The organism is Phenylobacterium sp., assembly GCF_013822795.1.
Lineage (GTDB): Bacteria > Pseudomonadota > Alphaproteobacteria > Caulobacterales > Caulobacteraceae > Phenylobacterium.
Window position 1 is genome coordinate 69,014 of record NZ_PNLB01000007.1, and the last position, 17,990, is coordinate 87,003.

22 protein-coding genes are annotated in these 17,990 nt (G+C 66.5%); 5 read left to right on the plus strand and 17 right to left on the minus strand.

Annotated features, from left to right (window positions below; translation table 11 throughout):
• Window positions 1–55: 55 nt before the first annotated feature.
• Both C0481_RS08015 and C0481_RS08020 read right to left on the minus strand, forming a co-directional pair.
• On the minus strand, window positions 56–577 hold the full coding sequence (locus C0481_RS08015; protein WP_293402446.1) for a DUF177 domain-containing protein: 522 nt from the start codon (window positions 575–577) through the stop codon (window positions 56–58).
• Entirely contained in the window at window positions 574–1,104 is a 531-nt protein-coding gene (locus tag C0481_RS08020; protein ID WP_293402448.1) for a ubiquinol-cytochrome C chaperone family protein, read from the minus strand. The genes C0481_RS08015 and C0481_RS08020 overlap by 4 nt, the downstream gene beginning before the upstream one ends.
• Window positions 1,105–1,209: 105 nt before the next feature.
• Between C0481_RS08020 and bamE the strand changes: the two genes are divergently transcribed.
• Window positions 1,210–1,701 (plus strand): outer membrane protein assembly factor BamE, encoded by a 492-nt coding sequence (bamE, locus tag C0481_RS08025; RefSeq protein ID WP_293402450.1) that lies wholly within the window; start codon window positions 1,210–1,212, stop codon window positions 1,699–1,701.
• 78 nt (window positions 1,702–1,779) lie between these two features.
• Here bamE and C0481_RS08030 read toward each other — a convergent pair whose 3' ends face one another.
• The 9 genes from C0481_RS08030 to glyA form a co-directional block, all read right to left on the minus strand.
• A complete protein-coding gene (locus C0481_RS08030) occupies window positions 1,780–3,906 on the minus strand; it encodes a sodium-translocating pyrophosphatase (RefSeq protein WP_293402452.1) in 2,127 nt (708 codons plus the stop codon).
• A gap of 214 nt (window positions 3,907–4,120) precedes the next feature.
• Window positions 4,121–4,582, minus strand: a complete 462-nt coding sequence (locus C0481_RS08035) for a hypothetical protein (protein WP_293402454.1) — start codon at window positions 4,580–4,582, stop codon at window positions 4,121–4,123.
• A gap of 42 nt (window positions 4,583–4,624) precedes the next feature.
• Window positions 4,625–5,587 (minus strand): thiamine-phosphate kinase, encoded by a 963-nt coding sequence (thiL, locus tag C0481_RS08040; RefSeq protein WP_293402456.1) that lies wholly within the window; start codon window positions 5,585–5,587, stop codon window positions 4,625–4,627.
• Window positions 5,574–6,032 (minus strand): transcription antitermination factor NusB, encoded by a 459-nt coding sequence (gene nusB, locus C0481_RS08045; RefSeq protein WP_267230164.1) that lies wholly within the window; start codon window positions 6,030–6,032, stop codon window positions 5,574–5,576. Before nusB ends, thiL begins: the two co-directional genes overlap by 14 nt.
• Window positions 6,032–6,493, minus strand: a complete 462-nt coding sequence (ribH, locus tag C0481_RS08050) for a 6,7-dimethyl-8-ribityllumazine synthase (protein ID WP_293402458.1) — start codon at window positions 6,491–6,493, stop codon at window positions 6,032–6,034. Before ribH ends, nusB begins: the two co-directional genes overlap by 1 nt.
• Before the next feature lie 30 nt (window positions 6,494–6,523).
• Entirely contained in the window at window positions 6,524–7,114 is a 591-nt protein-coding gene (locus tag C0481_RS08055; RefSeq protein WP_293402460.1) for a riboflavin synthase, read from the minus strand.
• Window positions 7,115–7,765: a RibD family protein gene (locus C0481_RS08060; RefSeq protein WP_293402462.1), complete on the minus strand. Its 651-nt coding sequence runs from the start codon at window positions 7,763–7,765 to the stop codon at window positions 7,115–7,117.
• Window positions 7,755–8,228 carry a transcriptional regulator NrdR gene (nrdR, locus tag C0481_RS08065; protein ID WP_293402464.1) on the minus strand — a complete coding sequence of 158 codons (474 nt, stop codon included), beginning with the start codon at window positions 8,226–8,228 and terminating at the stop codon, window positions 7,755–7,757. Before nrdR ends, C0481_RS08060 begins: the two co-directional genes overlap by 11 nt.
• Before the next feature lie 42 nt (window positions 8,229–8,270).
• On the minus strand, window positions 8,271–9,560 hold the full coding sequence (glyA, locus tag C0481_RS08070) for a serine hydroxymethyltransferase (protein ID WP_293402466.1): 1,290 nt from the start codon (window positions 9,558–9,560) through the stop codon (window positions 8,271–8,273).
• Window positions 9,561–9,748: 188 nt separating this feature from the next.
• Here glyA and C0481_RS08075 point away from each other — a divergent pair, with 188 nt between their 5' ends.
• The gene (locus C0481_RS08075) at window positions 9,749–10,180 is read left to right on the plus strand and encodes a MucR family transcriptional regulator (RefSeq protein ID WP_293402468.1); all 432 of its coding nucleotides are present in this window, start codon (window positions 9,749–9,751) and stop codon (window positions 10,178–10,180) included.
• Between the two features lie 113 nt (window positions 10,181–10,293).
• Here the strand turns inward: C0481_RS08075 and hemA are convergent, their stop codons facing one another.
• From hemA to C0481_RS08095, 4 genes are all read right to left on the minus strand, one after another.
• A complete protein-coding gene (hemA, locus tag C0481_RS08080; protein WP_293402470.1) occupies window positions 10,294–11,523 on the minus strand; it encodes a 5-aminolevulinate synthase in 1,230 nt (409 codons plus the stop codon).
• 153 nt (window positions 11,524–11,676) lie between these two features.
• Entirely contained in the window at window positions 11,677–12,573 is an 897-nt protein-coding gene (gene mmsB, locus C0481_RS08085; RefSeq protein ID WP_293402472.1) for a 3-hydroxyisobutyrate dehydrogenase, read from the minus strand.
• A 50-nt stretch (window positions 12,574–12,623) separates the two neighbouring features.
• A complete protein-coding gene (locus C0481_RS08090; RefSeq protein ID WP_293402474.1) occupies window positions 12,624–13,670 on the minus strand; it encodes an enoyl-CoA hydratase/isomerase family protein in 1,047 nt (348 codons plus the stop codon).
• 8 nt (window positions 13,671–13,678) lie between these two features.
• Window positions 13,679–14,818 carry an isobutyryl-CoA dehydrogenase gene (locus C0481_RS08095; RefSeq protein ID WP_293402476.1) on the minus strand — a complete coding sequence of 380 codons (1,140 nt, stop codon included), beginning with the start codon at window positions 14,816–14,818 and terminating at the stop codon, window positions 13,679–13,681.
• A 105-nt stretch (window positions 14,819–14,923) separates the two neighbouring features.
• Here C0481_RS08095 and C0481_RS08100 point away from each other — a divergent pair, with 105 nt between their 5' ends.
• The 3 genes from C0481_RS08100 to C0481_RS08110 are packed head-to-tail and all read left to right on the plus strand — an operon-like array spanning window position 14,924 to window position 16,787.
• On the plus strand, window positions 14,924–15,403 hold the full coding sequence (locus tag C0481_RS08100; RefSeq protein ID WP_293402478.1) for a hypothetical protein: 480 nt from the start codon (window positions 14,924–14,926) through the stop codon (window positions 15,401–15,403).
• Window positions 15,400–16,407 carry a porphobilinogen synthase gene (gene hemB, locus C0481_RS08105; protein WP_293402480.1) on the plus strand — a complete coding sequence of 336 codons (1,008 nt, stop codon included), beginning with the start codon at window positions 15,400–15,402 and terminating at the stop codon, window positions 16,405–16,407. Before C0481_RS08100 ends, hemB begins: the two co-directional genes overlap by 4 nt.
• Window positions 16,404–16,787 carry an NUDIX domain-containing protein gene (locus C0481_RS08110; RefSeq protein ID WP_293402481.1) on the plus strand — a complete coding sequence of 128 codons (384 nt, stop codon included), beginning with the start codon at window positions 16,404–16,406 and terminating at the stop codon, window positions 16,785–16,787. The genes hemB and C0481_RS08110 overlap by 4 nt, the downstream gene beginning before the upstream one ends.
• A gap of 1 nt (window position 16,788) precedes the next feature.
• Here the strand turns inward: C0481_RS08110 and C0481_RS08115 are convergent, their stop codons facing one another.
• The gene (locus tag C0481_RS08115; protein WP_293402482.1) at window positions 16,789–17,034 is read right to left on the minus strand and encodes a hypothetical protein; all 246 of its coding nucleotides are present in this window, start codon (window positions 17,032–17,034) and stop codon (window positions 16,789–16,791) included.
• A gap of 98 nt (window positions 17,035–17,132) precedes the next feature.
• Window positions 17,133–17,987 carry an NAD(P)-dependent oxidoreductase gene (locus tag C0481_RS08120; RefSeq protein ID WP_293402483.1) on the minus strand — a complete coding sequence of 285 codons (855 nt, stop codon included), beginning with the start codon at window positions 17,985–17,987 and terminating at the stop codon, window positions 17,133–17,135.
• Window positions 17,988–17,990: the final 3 nt, after the last annotated feature.

Below are 17,990 nucleotides of genomic sequence, written 5' to 3' on the forward strand. Positions count from 1 at the left end.
CCGCAAGCGAGGTCAGGATATGGCCCGAGGCGCCGCGATGCAAATGGAGAGCCGATCACGCACCGTCATCCTTCAAGCGCTTCAGGACCGCGAACGGCGAATCCTCCACGGTGTCCGGTTTGTAGTCGAATTCGACGCCGGGCTTACGCGGAAAGGGATCGATCTCAAGCGCCAGGTACTCGACCAGATAGCCCGCTAGGTCGATGTCATCTGAACTGAGGACGTCCGGCGGATCCGGCGCATCGAGATCCATCTCGATCTCGCCGCCCTCCGATTCGGCCGGAGCGTTCGGGCTGCCAGCCGGCACCGCCTGAACCAGGAAATCGCCTTTGAGCTGGGATTCGAACGGATCCAGCGTCACGCCGCAGATTTGTTCGACGCTAGCTGTGAACCGACCATTGATCTCAGCCCCGTCAAGCCACGGACGGACGCTGATCCGCCCCTGCAGGGCCGGCAGGCTCTCCAGGCCAAGTTCCTTGGCGAGGGTCGCGCGCGTCTCGGCGTCAGGCTCGAGCGAGACGCTGATCGAGCCGCGAGCCAGATCCGACAGGCGGATCATATGACGCCAGGCGCTCACGCCGCGCTCCAGTTCGGGCGACCGTCCAGCAGGGTCTCGAGCTTCTGCTCGGCAAGCGCTGCGCGCTGGCGCAGAACGTACTCGCCCAACTTGGCCACGTGCTCGGCTCCGCCCTGGGCGTAGACCGTCCGACCCAGCAGAGCGTGAAGATGGTCGGTTTGCGGCAAGGCTGCGAACGCCGACTCGTAGGATTTCACGCGGCCATAGAAGGCCTCGCCCAGCTTGCGCATCTTCTTGCCGACCGACAGATCGCCGACGCCCATCTCGCGCAAGGCGTCGTCCAGCGCGCCGAGATAGGTGTCGAACAGGGCCTGCGACGTTTCGCCCGCGCGGGCTCCCTGCCCGCGCAGCCGATCCAGCAGCAGGAAGACGTGCACGGTGTAGAGCTCGAATCGGCCCTCGACAGTGTCGGGCACGCCGTAGGCCTCGTAGAGTGCAGGCGTGCGCGCCTGTGCGACGACGCCGACGTACAACTTCTGACCCATGGCCAGGGTCGCGCGTGGGCGGAAGAAGCGGTCCAGGAACATCTCGGCCTCGATTTCGCCGTCAGGCGCAGATACAGGCGGCATTGAACTAAGGGGCGGCGAGCGATAGGTCAAAGCCTCGAAGAATTGAACAGGTCCGGTTCGCACATGTTTCGCCGCGTCGCCTATGCCGCACTCGCCGTCGGTCTGCTGACCTCCGCTACGGCTTGCGCGCCTATTACGACCTATTCCGGCTTCCAGGCCATCGAGGCCAATCCCAAGGACGTCAAGGTCGGGACGGACACCAAGTCGACCGTGCGCGCCAGCCTCGGCTCGCCGTCGGCGACTTCCACCTTCGACCCGAACGTCTGGTTCTATATCGACCAGGTGAAGGAGCGTGTGGCGTTCCGCCGCCCCGTGGTCACCTCTCGCAACGTCGTCGCGGTGACCTTCGACAAGGACTCCGAGGTCGTGAAGACCGTGGACACCATGACGCTGAAGGACGGCAAGGTCATCGCCTTCAACGGCCGCGAGACCCCGACCCGGGGCCGCGAGCTGACCATCCTCGAACAGCTGCTGGGCAACGTCGGCCGCGGCGGCATGCTTCCCAACGCCGACGACGAAGGCGTTCCCGGCACACGTCCTGGCGACCGCCGCTAACACAGCGAACGCCGCAGAATCAAAACAGGCCCCGGAGATCGCTCTCCGGGGCCTGAGTATTTTAGCGCGAACTGTCGGCTAGCCGACCGCGCCGTGCGCCAGCACCGCCAGCAACAGCAGCGCCACGATATTGGTGATCTTGATCATCGGGTTCACGGCCGGGCCGGCGGTGTCCTTGTAGGGGTCGCCGACGGTGTCGCCGGTGACCGCCGCCTTATGCGCCTCGGACCCCTTCCCGCCGTGATGGCCTTCCTCGATCAGCTTCTTGGCGTTGTCCCACGCGCCGCCGCCCGAGGTCATCGAGATGGCGACGAACAGGCCCGTGACGATCACGCCCATCAGCATCGCGCCGAGGCTGGCGAAGGCGTTCACCTTGCCGGCGATGGCGTTGATGATGAAGAACAGCACGATCGGGGAGAACACCGGCAGCAGCGACGGCACGATCATCTCCTTGATCGCCGCCTTGGTCAGGATGTCCACGGCGCGGCCGTACTCCGGCTTCACCTCCCCGGTCATGATGCCCGGGTTCTCCTTGAACTGACGGCGAACCTCGGCGACGACTGATTCAGCCGCCCGGCCAACCGCGGTCATCGACATGCCGCCGAACAGGAAGGGCAGCAGCCCCCCGATCAACAGACCAACGACGACGTACGGGTTCGACAAATCGAAGGCTACGGCTCCGAGCCCGTCGAAAAACGAGCCTGGGGTGGCGTTGGCCGCGAAATACTTCAGATCCTCGGTGTAGGCGGCGAACAGCACCAGGGCGCCGAGACCAGCCGATCCGATGGCATAGCCCTTAGTGACGGCCTTGGTGGTGTTGCCGACCGCGTCGAGAGCGTCGGTCGTGACGCGGACTTCCGGCGGGAGGCCGGCCATTTCCGCGATGCCGCCGGCGTTGTCCGTCACCGGACCGAAAGCGTCGAGCGCGACAATGAAGCCGGCGAGCGACAGCATCGCAGTCGTGGCGATGGCGATGCCGAACAGGCCCGCCAGGCCGTAGGTGACGATGATCCCGACCACGATGACCAGCGCCGGCGCAGCCGTGGATTCGAGCGACATGGCCAAGCCCTGGATCACGTTGGTGCCATGACCGGAGACCGAGGCCTTGGCGACCGACTTCACCGGACGGAAGCCGGTGCCGGTGTAGTACTCGGTGATCACGACGATGAGCGCCGTCACGATGAGGCCGGTGACGCCGCACCAGAACAGGCTCATGGCGTCGAAGGTCTTGTCGCCGACGGTCACGGGACCAGTGACCAGCGAGGTGATCACCCAGTAGATCGCCGCCACCGACAGCACGCCGGTGACAATCAGGCCCTGGTAGAGCGCGCCCATGATGTTGTTGGACTTGCCCAGGCGCACGCCAAAGGTGCCGATGATCGAGGTCACGATGCAGACGCCGCAGATGGCCAGCGGCAACAACATCATGTTGCCGACAATATCGCTGCCGCGGAAGAAGATCGCCGCCAGGACCATGGTGGCGACGGTGGTCACCGCGTAGGTCTCGAACAGGTCGGCGGCCATGCCGGCGCAGTCGCCGACGTTGTCGCCCACATTGTCGGCGATGGTCGCGGCGTTGCGGGGGTCGTCTTCGGGAATGCCGGCTTCGACCTTGCCGACCATATCGCCGCCGACGTCGGCGCCCTTGGTGAAGATCCCGCCGCCGAGACGGGCGAAGATCGAGATCAGCGAGGCGCCGAAGCCAAGCGCCACCAGCGAGTCGACGACCTCGCGGCTGGTGTTCTCATGGCCCAGCGGACCAATCAGGAAAGCATAGTAGCCGGCGACGCCGACGAGGGCGAAGCCTGCGACCAGCATGCCGGTGATGGCGCCTGATTGGAAGGCGAGCGACAGGCCCTTGGCCAAGCCCTCGGAAGCCGCCTGAGCGGTGCGCACGTTCGCCCGCACCGAGATCAGCATTCCGATGAAGCCGGCCGCGCCCGAAAGGATCGCGCCGATCGCAAAGCCAACGGCCGCGAGCGGACCGATCAGCAGCGCGGCGGCAAGCAGCACGACGATGCCGACGATGCCGATGGCCGTGTACTGGCGACGCAGATAGGCCTGCGCGCCTTCCTGGATCGCCGCGGCGATCTCCTGCATGCGTGGATTACCAGGTGAAGCTTGTAACAACTGCGCAGTTCGCACGATGCCGTAGAGCACCGCCAATAGGCCGGCGGCGATCACCAGCGTAAGCGTAAGACTCATGTTCTAAGCGCCCCTATCGATTGCGCGAAGACGCCGGCCGCCGCCCACGATTGGGCGGTGCTCGACGCTCCAGGCCCCTGTCGTTTTTCCCTCAAGTGGAGCGCCGTTGGTCCGCCGCTCGTTATTGATGGGCGAGACGTTGCCAGTTGTGACGGGTGCGTGCAACGCCCCGTTGACCACGGTTACGCGACGACAAGTGCGGGGACGCTGACCGTCAGGGCCGAATTTCAGCCCTAACGGGCCTCGGCCCCGGCTTCGGCAGGCCGCGGCGCTGTTTCGCGGTCTGGGCGGTGATCACGACGTTCTTGACGTCATTGCCGGCGATGGTGACCGCTTCACGCTGGAAGGCGGCGATCAGGCGCGGCGCATCGACCGCCGCGTAATCCTTCGAGTCGCCGAATGATCCCCGGCTCCCCAGCCGCGCCAGGGCGTCTCGGAAGAACGGTTCCTTGCCGCGCCACTTGCTGGCGTTGGCGCTCGACGTAAGGTTCACGCGCATCGTGACGAAGACGTAGTTGACCAGTTGTCCCTCCGCCAGGATGGGCACGGCCACCGGCAAGAGATCGACATACTGCCCGATCGGCGCGTCCTTCGACGGCTCCTCGGACTTAGCTGCGAGCGCCGGATGAACCGTAACGGCGGCGAGCAGAGCGGCGATGAAGGCGCGGCGGATCATGCGCCGATCCTTAGCGCTAAGGCGTTTCCGGAAGCTTTCCCGTCATTTGTGACGCCAACCGCCGGCGCCCGCCTCGACAGCGTCGCCACGGTAGACGACCTCCACCCCCTCGCCCGCGAGCACCTCGCCGATAACAGTGAACCCAGGGATCGCCGCAGCGCCCGTGCAGACGATCTCATAGTCGTCGCCGCCGGCCGCGAGCGACGTCAGGGCCTTCAGCCGCTCTGGCTGCCCCACTAGCCAGTCCTGGGCCGCGTGTGACAGCGGCAGAGCGTCCAGGTTCAGGCGCAGACCCACGCCGCTAGCGCGTGCGATGTGGCGCGCGTCGGCGATCAGACCGTCGGAGACGTCCGCCGCGCCGCTCGCGCCCGCACGGAGCGGCTCGCGCAGGTCCAGGCGCGGAGTCGGCAATCGGAAGCGTCCGGCCAGGAAGCCGTCGGGATCGGCGATCTCGCCGCGCGCGGCCGCCAGACCCAGCCAGCCGTCGCCGATCGCGCCCGAGACCATCAGGAGATCGCCAGGCTGCGCGCCGCCCCGGCGGATCATCTGTCCGGCGGGGACCCAGCCGAGCATCGTCAGCGAGACGGTCAGCGGCCCAGGGGTAGAGACGGTGTCCCCGCCCAGCAACACCAGCCCATAGGTCTCGCCGTCCTGAGCCAGGCCGGCGGCGAAGCGCCGCCGCTCCTCCCAGCCGAAGCTCGTTGGCCAGGCCGTCGCCAGGAAGTAGCCGTAGGGCTCAGCGCCCTTGGCGGCGAGGTCGGACAGGTTCACCCGCAGCAGCCGGCGCGCCACGATCTCAGGCGCCTCGCCCGCCAGGAAATGGACGCCCTCGACCATCGCGTCCTTGGTCACGATGAGATCGCATCCCTCGCGCGCCGGAATCGCCGCAGCGTCGTCGAGCAGGTCGAACGCCTCGGGCGCGCCCCGCGTCAGGGGGCGGTAAAGACGAGCGATCTGCCCGAACTCGTCGGGCAGATCCTCGGGCGGCTCGTCAGCCGCGGACATCGCGGGCCACCGCGTCCAATGCGCCGTTGACGAACCCGGCCTCGGGACCGTCGAAGAACGACTTGGTCAGTTCTACGTACTCGTTGATCGCAACTTCGGTCGGCACGTCGGGGCGATGCGAGAGCTCGAACACGCCCGAACGCAAAATGGCCCGCACCGTGGCGTCGAGACGCTCCAGGCGCCAGTTCGCCGCCAGCCGGCCGGCGACCGTCGCGTCGATCTCGCGCTGGTGGCCGACAACGCCGCGCACCAGATCAGCGAAGAAGGCTTCGTCGGCGGCGGCCAGGGTCGCCCCCTCGCCTTCAGGGTCGCCTTCCAGCGTCCGGTCGAACCGATGGTCCGAGAACTCGCGGATGACGGCCTCAACGCCGACGCCAGAAACCTCCATCTGGTAGAGGGCCTGGATGGCGGCGAGACGCGCGACGGATCGTTGGCTGCGGCTCATCAATCTTGTCCAAGCAGTTGGCGCTTGAGGCCGATCATCGCGAACGCCGCACGCGCCGCGCCGCCGCCCTTGTCGCCTTCGCTGGCCTTGGCGCGCGCCCAGGCCTGGTCTTCGTCCTCGACAGTCAGGATGCCGTTGCCGATCGCCAGGCGCTTGCCGACGGTCAGGTCCATGATCCCCCGCGCCGACTCGTTCGAGACGATCTCGAAGTGGTAGGTCTCGCCACGGATCACCGTGCCGAGCGCGACGTAGCCGTCGTAACGCTTGCCGGCCGGCCCTTGCCCGCCCTCTTCGGCGATCGCGATCGCGCCGGGAATCTCCAGCGCGCCGGGCACGCTGATGACGTCGTACTCAGCGCCGTGGGCGGTGATCACGTCAGCGGCGGCCTTCAGCATCTCGTCGGCCAGATCGTCGTAGAAGCGTGCTTCGACGATGAGGATGCGGATTTTGTCTTCGAGCATGGGGCTCCAGTCTCTGTTTGGAGGGACCCTTTAGGCCGTTTCTCGCCAGCGGGCGAGATAGCGAGCGAGCATGTCGATCTCGAGATTGACCTTCACACCCGGTTTGAGCCGTCCCAGCGTAGTCACATCCCAGGTGTGCGGGATCAGATTCACGCCGAACACGTCGTCCTCGACCTCGTTCACGGTCAGCGACACGCCGTCCACCGTGATCGAGCCCTTGGGCGCGATGAAGCGATGCAGCGGCCGCGGCACGCGGATCTTGACGCGATGCGAACCGCCCTCGGATTCGACCGATGTCACCTCGCCGACCCCATCGACGTGGCCCGAAACGATATGACCGCCCAACTCGTCACCAACGCGCGCGGCGCGCTCCAGGTTGATCGGATCGCCTTCTTTCCAGGTCCCCAGCGTGGTCAGGCTGATCGTTTCGCCAGAGATCTCGACCGCAAACCAGTTGTCGCCCTTCTCGACGATCGTCAGGCAGCAGCCCGCGTGGCTGATTGAAGCGCCCATATCGATCGTCGCCAGATCGAAGCTGGTCTCGACCTCGAAACGCAGGTCGCGGTTGGTTTCGCGGACGGCGCGCAGCCGGCCCACATCGGTGACAATGCCGGTGAACATTCAGATCCTCTCGTAACGCTCCCAAAGGTCGTCGCCGACCTCACGGATTTCAACTCGGCGCAGCCGCGGCGCGTCGGCCAGCGCCTCCAGCGCCAAGGCGCCGATCCCCGGCCGGCCCTCGCCGCCGATCACCATCGGCGCGCGAAACCATTCGATGCGGTCGACAAGGCAGCAACGCAGGAAGCTGCCTGCGACCTGGCCGCCGCCTTCGACAAACAGCCGCGGCAGGCCTTCTCTTGCCAGCGCTTCCACAACGTCATGCAACTCCGGCCGCGCCTCGCCGATGGCGTGGACCTGCAGCACGCGAACGCCCGCGTCCACAAGCCTTGGCTCTGGGGGCGTTGTGGCGATGACATAGGTGGGAATGTCGCGGGCGGTGGCCACCAGCTTGCAGTCGTCGGCGAGGCGTTGCCGGCTGTCGAGCACGACACGCGCCGGCTGACGGCCGGCCCAGCCATCCAGCCGCACAGTCAATTCAGGATCGTCAGCCAGGGCGGTTTCCACCCCGACCAGCACCGCATCGTGCGCGGCGCGCAGCTCGTGCACCGCCTGCCGCGCCTGCGGTCCCGTGATCCAGCGGCTTTCGCCGCGCGACGTGGCGATGCGACCATCGAGCGAGGTCGCGAGCTTGAGGGTGACGCTAGCGGCCATCCTCATCGCCGTCGCTCAGGCCCTCCTGGCCCAGGAAGGTCGCGAACTCGCCCGCCTCGCGGAAGTCCCGATAGACCGACGCGTAGCGGACGTAGGCGACATCATCGAGCCCCTTCAGGTGCTTCATGATCAGTTCGCCGACGACCGACGAGGGCAGCTCGGTCTCGCCCATGCTTTCGAGTTGCCGGACGATCGCCGAGATCATCTTCTCGATCCGGTCGGGCTCGATCGGCCGCTTGCGGGTCGCCAAGGCGATCGAACGCGCGAGCTTGTCGCGATCGAAGGGCGCGCGGCGGCCGGCGCGCTTAACGATCGTCAGCTCGCGCAGCTGCACACGCTCGAAGGTCGTAAACCGACCTTCGCACTCCGGGCACATACGCCGGCGACGGATGGCCGCGCCGTCTTCCGACGGGCGGCTGTCCTTCACCTGACTTTCGGCGTGGCCGCAGAACGGGCACCGCATGATCTAGCCCCTTCCGGCCAAGCAGACCCCTAAATACAGGGACTAGCTGTAGATGGGGAAGCGTTTCGTCAGCGCCAGCACTTCGTCGCGGACCTTGGCTTCAACGGCGCTGTTGTCACCGCCCTGGGCCAGACCATCGAGGACCTCGCCGATCCAGGTCCCAACCTGACGGAATTCTCCGGGGCCGAAGCCGCGGGTGGTCCCCGCCGGCGTGCCGACGCGCAGGCCCGAGGTCTGCATCGGGGGCAGCGGGTCGAACGGGATGCCGTTCTTGTTGGTGGTGATGTGCGCGCGCTCCAGCGCCACTTCGGCGTCCGAGCCCGACACGCCCTTCGGCGTCAGGTCGACCAGCATCAGGTGGCTGTCGGTCCCGTTGGAGACGATCTTGAACCCTGCGGCCTGCAGGCTGTCGGACAGCGCACGGGCGTTGTCGACCACCTGACGGGCATACTGCTTGAACTCCGGCTTCAGAGCTTCGCCGAACGCGACGGCCTTGGCGGCGATCACGTGCATCAGCGGGCCGCCCTGCAGCCCCGGAAACACTGCGGAGTCGATCTTCTTGGCCAGCTTCTTGGAGTTGGTCAGGATCATGCCGCCGCGCGGACCGCGCAGGGTCTTGTGGGTGGTGGTGGTCACGATGTCGGCGTGCGGGAACGGGTTCGGATAGACGCCGCCGGCCACCAGACCCGCATAGTGCGCGATGTCGACCATCAGCAGCGCATCGACGCTGTCGGCGATTTCCTTGAAGCGGGCGAAGTCGATGTGGCGGCTGTAGGCCGAGCCCCCGGCGATGATCACCTTCGGCTTCTCAGCCAAGGCGACCTCGGCGGCCATATCGTAGTCGATCAGGTGATCCTGCTGGCGCACGCCGTAGGCAACCGGGCGGAACCACTTGCCCGACTGGTTCACGTTCTTGCCATGGGTCAGGTGGCCGCCGGCCGCCAGGTCCATGCCCATGAAGGTGTCGCCCGGGCTCATGGTCGCCATGAACACCGCCTGATTGGCCTGGCTGCCGGAGTGCGGCTGCACATTGGCGAACTCACAGCCAAAGATCTGCTTGGCGCGGTCGATGGCGATCTGCTCGGCGACGTCGACGACCTCACAGCCGCCGTAGTAGCGCTTGCCCGGATAACCTTCGGCGTACTTGTTGGTCAGCACCGAGCCCTGAACGTCCATCACCGCCTTGGACACGATGTTCTCGGACGCGATCAGCTCGATCTGGTCCTGCTGGCGCTTCAGCTCGCCCGACAGCACGGCGGCGATGTCCTGGTCGGTGTCGGCGACGCTGGCCGAGAAGAAGGCGTCTGCGGGGGTCTGGGCGTGAACGGTCATGGGCGGGCCTTTCGGGAAACCTGGGAGGCGGATGGGGGCTGAGCGCCTCGTGCTGCGCTCTTTAGCGCCATCGGACCTACGATCCAACGGCATGGAACGATCTTCTGTGTGCGGCGTTGCAACCCCCACGGAGGGGCGCGCGCCGACGCGCCCGCTTCGCGTGTCATTGCGTTCTCAGGGGGTCCTGAATGAGTATTGAAGCCGAGCCCGAGGTTCGTTCGGGCGAGGAATTGATGCGGCTTGGGGCCGATATCGTGGCCGCCTACGTCAGTCGCAACGCTGTCGCCGCCGAGGCGGTCCCCGAGATCATCAGGTCCGTCTACGGCGCGCTCGAAGGCCTCAGCAAGGGTCCGGCGCCGGCTCCCGAAGAGAAGCCGAGGCCTGCGGTCCCGGTCGGTCGGTCGATCCAGCACGACTACATCATCTGCCTGGAAGACGGCAAAAAGCTGAAGATGCTGAAGCGCTACCTGCGCTCGCGGTACGACATGAGCCCGGAAGACTACCGCCGTCGTTGGGGCTTGCCGCCCGACTATCCGATGGTCGCGCCGGCCTATGCGGCGCGCAGGTCCGACTTCGCCAAGCAGATCGGCCTTGGCCGGGGCGTACGTCGCGGGAAGTAGGCGGGGCGGCTTGGCCGCCCTTGCTCTCGTTTGATCAGTGAACCCGGTGGGTCTCCAGAAAATCGAACTTGGGCGGGTATGCGCCCGCCCCGCGCCGGCGGCAAGGAAGAACCTTAGGCCGCCTGCCCGCCGACGCGGGCGACGTTGCAGTGAACCCAAAGCTTTTCAAGGGCTTCAGCCAGGGCGTCCATCATTCCGTCGGTGTGGGCCGGCGACGGCGTGAAGCGCAGCCGCTCGGTGCCGCGCGGCACGGTCGGATAGTTGATCGGCTGCACATAGATCCCGAAGTCGGACAACAGGATGTCCGAGATCATCTTGCAGTGAACCGGATCGCCGACCAGCACCGGCACGATGTGGCTGACCGACGGCATGACCGGCAGGCCGGCCTTCCGCAGGCGCGCCTTCAACGCTTCGGCGCGCTCCTGGTGGGCCACGCGGACCTCGTTGTGCTCCTTGAGCCAGCGGATCGAGGCCACCGCGCCCGCGGCCAGCGCCGGCGGGATCGAAGTCGTGAAGATAAAGCCGTCGGCGTAAGAGCGGATCGCGTCGACGATCACGGCGTCGGCGGCGATGTAGCCGCCCATGACGCCGAACGCCTTGCCCAGCGTACCTTCGACGATGTCGATCTGATCCATGACGCCGTCACGCTCGGCCACGCCGGCGCCGCGCGGGCCGTACATGCCGACCGCATGGACTTCGTCCAGATAAGTCATCGCGCCGTACTTCTTGGCCAGCGCCACGGTGCCGGCCATGTCGGCGATATCGCCGTCCATCGAGTAGACGCTTTCGAACGCGATCACCTTCGGCGCGTCGGCCGGAGCTTCGGCCAGCAGCTGCTCGAGATGCTCGAGGTCGTTGTGACGGAACACCCGGCGTTGGGCCCGGCCGCCGGCGCGAATGCCCGAGATCATCGAGTTGTGGTTCAGCTCGTCCGAAAAGATGATCAGGCCCGGAAGGATCTTGAACAGCGTCGAGAGCGAGGCTTCGTTCGAGACATAGCCCGAGGTGAACAGCAGCGCCGCTTCCTTGCCGTGCAAGTCGGCGAGCTCGTGCTCGAGTTCGACGTGGTAGTGCGTGGTGCCCGAGATGTTGCGCGTGCCGCCCGAGCCGGCGCCGGCCTCATCGATCGCCTTGTGCATGGCGTCGGTCACGATCGGGTTCTGGCCTTGGCCCAGATAATCGTTGGAGCACCAGACCACGACGTCCGACTGTCCGCCGTCCGGCCGGGTCCAGGTCGCCTGCGGGAATTGCCCGCGGTGGCGCTTCAAGTCGGCGAACACCCGGTAACGGCCTTCCGAACGAATCTGTTCGAGGGCGGTGCGGAAGGCGTTCTTATAATCCATCGACTTGAACTCCGCCCGAGGCGTTCGACGATCTCGCGCCGCGGGAGCGGTCCCCTTGCAATTGCCCGGCTTATCGCGCCGCGGGCATCGATTGTCTACAATTCGTCATACGTAATCATTCAGATTTCGATGACGTACCGTAAGCTCGCGCGTTCAGCCGTGCAGCTCGTCTAGCCGACCGCGCAGCATCTGCAGAACTCCGGAAAAGTCCGTAGTCCCGAAGCCGAGACGGTCAAATAGGGCATAAAGTCCCTCGGCCTGCGCGCCCATCGGAGCCGCCGCGCCGGCCGTGGCGGCCGCCTGCTGAGCCAGTTTCAGGTCCTTGAGCATCATCGCCGTGGCGAATCCGCCCTGGTAACCGCGGTTGGACGGCGCGGTCTCCACCGGCCCCGGCCAGGGGTAGTAGCTGGTGATCGACCAGCATTGGCCGGACGACTTGGAAGCGATTTCGAAGAAGCGCTCGGGATCGAGGCCGAGCTTCTCGGCCAGGGCGATCGCCTCGCAGACGCCCAGCATCGAGATGCCCAGGACCATGTTGTTGCAGATCTTGGCCGCCTGCCCGGCGCCGTGATCGCCGGCGCGGATCACCGCACGGGCCATGGGTTGGATGACGGCCTCGACGTCGGCGAAGTCGGCCTCGTCGCAGCCCACCATGAAGGCCAGGGTCCCGGCGTCCGCCGCCGCCGTGCCGCCCGAAACCGGCGCGTCAGCAAAACGAAACCCCCTGTCGCGGGCCATTTCAGCCACCGCTCTGGCGCTGTCGACGTCGATGGTCGAGCAGTCGATCAGCAGCGCGGTCTTCGGTGCGTTGGGGAGAATCTCCTCGGCGTAGACCTTGCGGACATGAGGGCCTGCCGGGAGCATCGTCACCACCGCGTCGGCGTCGCGAACGGCTTCGGCGACCGATCCGGCCGCCGTGCAACCGGCGGCCTTGGCGCGGTCGAGGGCCGCGGCGCCGAGGTCGAAAGCGACGACCTGGTGCCCGGCCTTCGCCTGGTTGGCGGCCATGCCGCCGCCCATGTTTCCCAATCCGATGAAGGCGATACGCATGTCAGATCCCTAATGCCGGTCGCCCTGAGCCGAGCGATCCTTGTTGTCTCTCAAGGTAGCGGCGACCACTCCTGGTCGGAAGGAAGCGGCGCGAAAATCTCGTCGAGCATCGCTTCGGTGACGCCCTCGGCGCTCGCGGGGTTCCAGCGGGGCGCATTGTCCTTGTCGACGATGACCGCGCGCACCCCCTCGATGAAGTCGTGACGCTGCACGACGCGGGCGCCGATACGGTATTCCATCGTCATGTTTTCGGCGAAGGACTCCATCTTCCCGCCGAGACGCAGCTGGCGCAGCGCGACCTTCATCGTTTGGGGCGACTTGGTCGCCAGGACCTTGAGCTGCTCGTCAGCCCACTCCGTCCCGGCTAACTTCAAGCCGGCGAGGATCTGCTCCAACGAGTCGGCGCCGAAGATCCGGTCGATTTCGTCCTGGTGTGCAGCCAAGGGCGGACGACCGGCGTCGCCTTCATACTCGGTCAGCAGGCCGTCGATCGCGGCCGGGTCGGCGACGATCGCCGCTTTCAGCGCTTCGATCTTGCCGCTCTCGACGAAGTCGGTGGCCACCCCGATCAACTCGCAGTCGGCCGCCTTGATGCGTCCACCGGTCAGGGCCAGCCAGGTTCCGATATGGCTGGGCATCCGCGGCAAGAACCAGCCCCCGCCGACGTCCGGAAAGAGGCCGATGCCGGTTTCCGGCATGGCGAAAGTCGTCCGTTCCGTGGCGACCCGGTAGCCGGCCGGCATCGCCAAGCCGACGCCCCCGCCCATAGTCACGCCATCCATGATCACCACCACCGGCTTGGCGTACTCGAACAGCAGGTGATTCAGGCGGTACTCGATGAAAAAGAACTCGCGGGCGTCCTTGCCGTCCGAAGCGCCGCTTTCGGCCAGCATGCGGATGTCGCCGCCCGCGCAGAAGCCGCGCTCGCCGGAATGGTCCATGAGCACAAGCTTGACCGCCGGATCATCGCGCCAGGCCAGCAGGGCCTCGGTCATGGCCGTGCACATAACGGTCGTCAGGGCGTGCAACGCCTTGGGTCGGTTCAGGGTGATTCGCCCGACTTCGCCTTCAACACGGATCAGGACTTCATCGGTCATTGCCGGGGTCATTGCCGGAACATCTCCCGGGCGATGATCACCCGCATGATTTCGTTGGTGCCTTCGAGGATCTGATGGACCCGCAGGTCGCGCACGACTCGCTCGAGCGGATAGTCTTTCAGATAGCCGTAGCCGCCGTGAAGCTGCAGCGCCTGGTTGGCGACGTCAAAGCCGGCGTCGGTGGCGAAGCGCTTGGCCATGGCGCAGTACTTGGTGGCCTGCGGATCGCGGTTGTCGAGCGCATTCGCCGCCCGCCGCACCATCAGACGCGCGGCCTCCAGTTCGGTCGCCATGTCGGCGATCTTGAACTGCAGCGCCTGGAAGTCGGCGAGCTGTTTCCCGAACTGCTTGCGCTCGGCCATGTAGGCCTGGGCGGTGTCGAGGGCGAAAGCTGCCCCCCCCAGCGAACAGGAGGCGATGTTCAGCCGCCCGCCGTCGAGCCCCATCATCGCGAAGCGGAAGCCCTCGCCCTCCCCGCCGATCCGATTCTCGACCGGCACGCGGACATTGTCGAAATTGACCTGGGCGGTCGGCTGGGCGTTCCAGCCCATCTTCTTTTCCTGGGCTCCGAACGAAAGGCCCGGGATCCCGTTCTCGACCACGATCGCCGAGACCCCCTTGGCGCCCGACTCGCCGGTGCGCGCCATGACCACGTAGAGGTCCGAGACCCCGCCGCCGGAAATGAACGCCTTGGAGCCGTTGAGCACATAGTGGTCCCCATCCAGCGTGGCCGTCGTGCGCAGGGCGGCCGCGTCCGACCCCGAGCCGGGCTCGGTCAGGCAGTAGCTGGCGATCAGCTCCATGGTCGTCAGCCGCGGCAGATACTTCCGCCGCAGGTCCGGCGAGCCAAAGCGGTCGATCATCCACGAGGCCATGTTGTGGATGGTCAGATAGGCGGCGACCGACACGTCGCCATAGCTCAGCGCCTCAAAGACGATCGAGGCGTCGAGCCGAGTCAGGGCCGAGCCGCCGACATCCTCGCCGATGTAGATTCCGGCGAAGCCCAGTCCCGCCGCCTTGCGCAGCACGTCGGTCGGGAAGTGCTTGTCCTCGTCCCAGCGCGCCGAATTCGGGGCAAGTTCAGCCTCAGCGAAGGCCTGAGCCGCCTCCTGTATTGCGCGCTGATCGTCGGAGAGGGTGAAATCCATTCGGTGGAACCCAGGTTTGAGAGGCTGACTTGAGCAAGTCGCTCCGCTGGAGCAACCTGTCAACGACGTGACGCGCGGGGGCGTGTCTTTCTCGGGGGCTTTTGCATGGCGATCCAAGGGGTCGACGGGCGCGTCGGCGAGTCCGCGCGCAATCTCGCCTTCATCAACTACGCCCTATTGTTCTCGGCGATCTTCTTCGCCGGCGTACCGGCGCTGGTCGCCGCGATCATCGCCTACTCGCAGCGCGACGAGGCGCCGCCGCTCATCAGCTCGCACTACAGCTTCCAGATTCGAATTTTCTGGGTGGCGTTCGCCATCGCGCTGACCGCCGGCCTCTGCTTCCTCGGAGCGGTGATCAGCATCGCCGGGGAGCTCTTCCAGGTAACGCGCCTGGAAGGATGGCGGGCGCCCGATCAAGTCCAGGTCAAGCTGTCCGACGTCACGGTCGACCGAACGCTGATCGTCCTGTTCGCCGGTACGGGCCTGTTTTCCGCGATCGGCGGCCTCTGGCTGGTGTTCGCGCCGGCCTTGGGCGTCATCAAGCTTGCGTCGGCGCAGGGGATGGGTCACAGCGCGCGCTCATGAGCATGCCCCCCCTCGCCGCCTACCCCGCCCTGCGTCTTCGTCGCTTGCGCCAGGCCGACTGGGTCCGACGCCTGGTCCGCGAAAGCGTCCTCACCCCTGCCGACCTGATCTGGTCGATGGTCGTCCACGAGGGCGAAGGCGAAATCCCGGTCGCCTCGATGCCGGGCGTTTCGCGCCTGTCAGTCGACCTCTGCGCCCAGGCCGCCGTCGAGGCCCGCAAGCTGGGTATTCCGGCCATCGCCATCTTCCCGCACATCGACGGCGCCAAGAAGGATGCCGCCGGTTCGCTGGCCGCCGATCCGAACGGCGTCGTCTGCCGCGCCGTGAAGGCGATGAAGGAAGCCGCGCCCGAGGTCGGCATCATGTGCGACGTCGCGCTTGATCCCTTTACCGATCACGGCCACGACGGCGTCATCGAAGACGGCAAGATTGCCAACGACGCCACCATCGACCGGCTGATCGAACAGGCCCTGGTCCAGGCGCGGGCCGGCTGCGACATCCTTGCGCCGTCCGACATGATGGACGGCCGCTGCGGCAAGCTGCGCGCGGCGTTGGAGGCTGAGGGCCTGCAGGACGTGATGATCATGTCCTATGCGGCCAAGTTCGCCTCGGCCTTCTACGGCCCCTATCGCGACGCGATCGGCTCGGGAAAGCTAGGCACCGCCGGGCCCGCCGACAAGAAGACCTATCAGATGGATTCGGCCAACACCGAGGAAGCCCTGCGCGAGGTCGCTCTGGACATCGCCGAGGGCTCGGACATGGTCATGGTCAAGCCGGGCATGCCCTATCTGGACATCGTCAGCCGCGTGGTGCGCGAGTTCAACATGCCGACCTTCGCGTTCCAGGTCTCGGGCGAATACGCCATGATCATGGCCGCCGCCCAGAACGGCTGGATCGACGAAGAACGCGCCATCCTGGAAAGCCTAGGCGCCTTCAAGCGCGCCGGCGCGGCCGGGATCATCACCTACTTCGCTCCGCGCGCCGCGCGGATGCTGGGGGCGTGAAGGCCGTCGAGATCGTCGCCGGCGTTATTCGTGACCACGGCGGCCGGGTGCTGACCGTGCGCAAGCGCGGCACGACCGCGTTCATGTTGCCCGGCGGCAAGCGCAACCCCGGCGAGGCCGACATCGACACGCTTTCGCGCGAGCTGGGCGAGGAACTCGGCTGCGACCTGATCAGCGCCGAGCACCTCGGCACCTACGACGCGCCGGCCGCCAACGAGCCCGACACCCGGGTTTATGGCGCCATCTACCTGGCCGAAGTCGCCGGCGGCGTGCTGCCGAAAGCCGAGATCGAGGAACTGCTCTGGATCGAGCCGAAGTCGCCGCCCAGCGTGCGGCTGGCGCCGCTGCTGGAGCGGCAGGTGCTGCCGCGGCTGGGGTGAACTAGCTGAAGGTCTTTTCCGGGCCTTCGGCATTCAGGCGATCCAAGATCGCCATAATTGTCGTCACCCAAAACACCGGAATGGCGATCAAGTTGACCAGGGGCAGGACACAAGCGATCGCCCAAGGCCAGGGGGTCACCCGACGCTTCAGGCAGGTCCTGTACACGGGGACCACCCAGATGAGCCCGATGACGAGGCTCGGAATGAACTGGATAATCATGTCTGCCGGCGTAACTGCATCTGGCATCGGTTTCCCCTCGACTGCAGCGAACCGAACTTGCCGGGATTCGCAACTCCACCCCTAATGGTTGCGAGACAACGATTAGGCGCGCGCCAGGACGCTCGCTACTTCTCTAGCCGCGCCACAAGGCTCGAGGTATCCCAGCGATGGCCGCCGAGCGCCTGGACCTCGGCGTAGTAGCCGTCGACCAGGGCGGTCATGTCGAGCTTGGCGCCGTTGGCCTGGGCTTCGTCGAGCACCAAGCCCAAGTCCTTACGCATCCAGTCGACGGCGAAGCCGAAGTCGAAGCGGTTCTCGGCCATCGTCGTCCAGCGATTGTCCATCTGCCAGGACTGCGCCGCGCCCTTGGAGATCGCCGCAGCCACCTCCAGCGGATCGAGACCCGCGCGCTTGGCGAAGTGCATGCCCTCGGCCAGGCCCTGGACGACGCCGGCGATGCAGATCTGGTTGACCATCTTGGTCAGTTGTCCCGCGCCTGGCCCGCCCATCAGGCGCGTGGCCTTGGCGAAAGCGTCGATCACCGGCTCGGCGCGCGCGAAAGCGTCCGAGTCGCCGCCGCACATGACGGTGAGCTGGCCGTTCTCGGCCCCCGCCTGACCTCCCGACACCGGCGCGTCAATGAACCAGCGGCCGCCCTCCTGGGCCAGCGCCGCCATCTCGCGCGCGACCTTGGCCGACGTGGTCGTGTGATCAACGACGATCCCGCCCGCCGCCATGGCCGGCAGCGCCTCCGCGACCACGCCGCGGACGTCGTCGTCATTGCCGACGCAGAGGAAGACGATCTCCGCCCCTTCGGCGGCCTCGGCGACGGTCGTGGCCGCGCGCCCGGAGTGTTGAGCCGCCCAGGTCTGAGCCTTTTGCGGACTGCGGTTGAACACCGCCACCTCATGGCCGGCCTTGGCCAGGTGCCCGGCCATCGGAAAGCCCATGACGCCCAGGCCCACAAACGCGACTCTCATTCC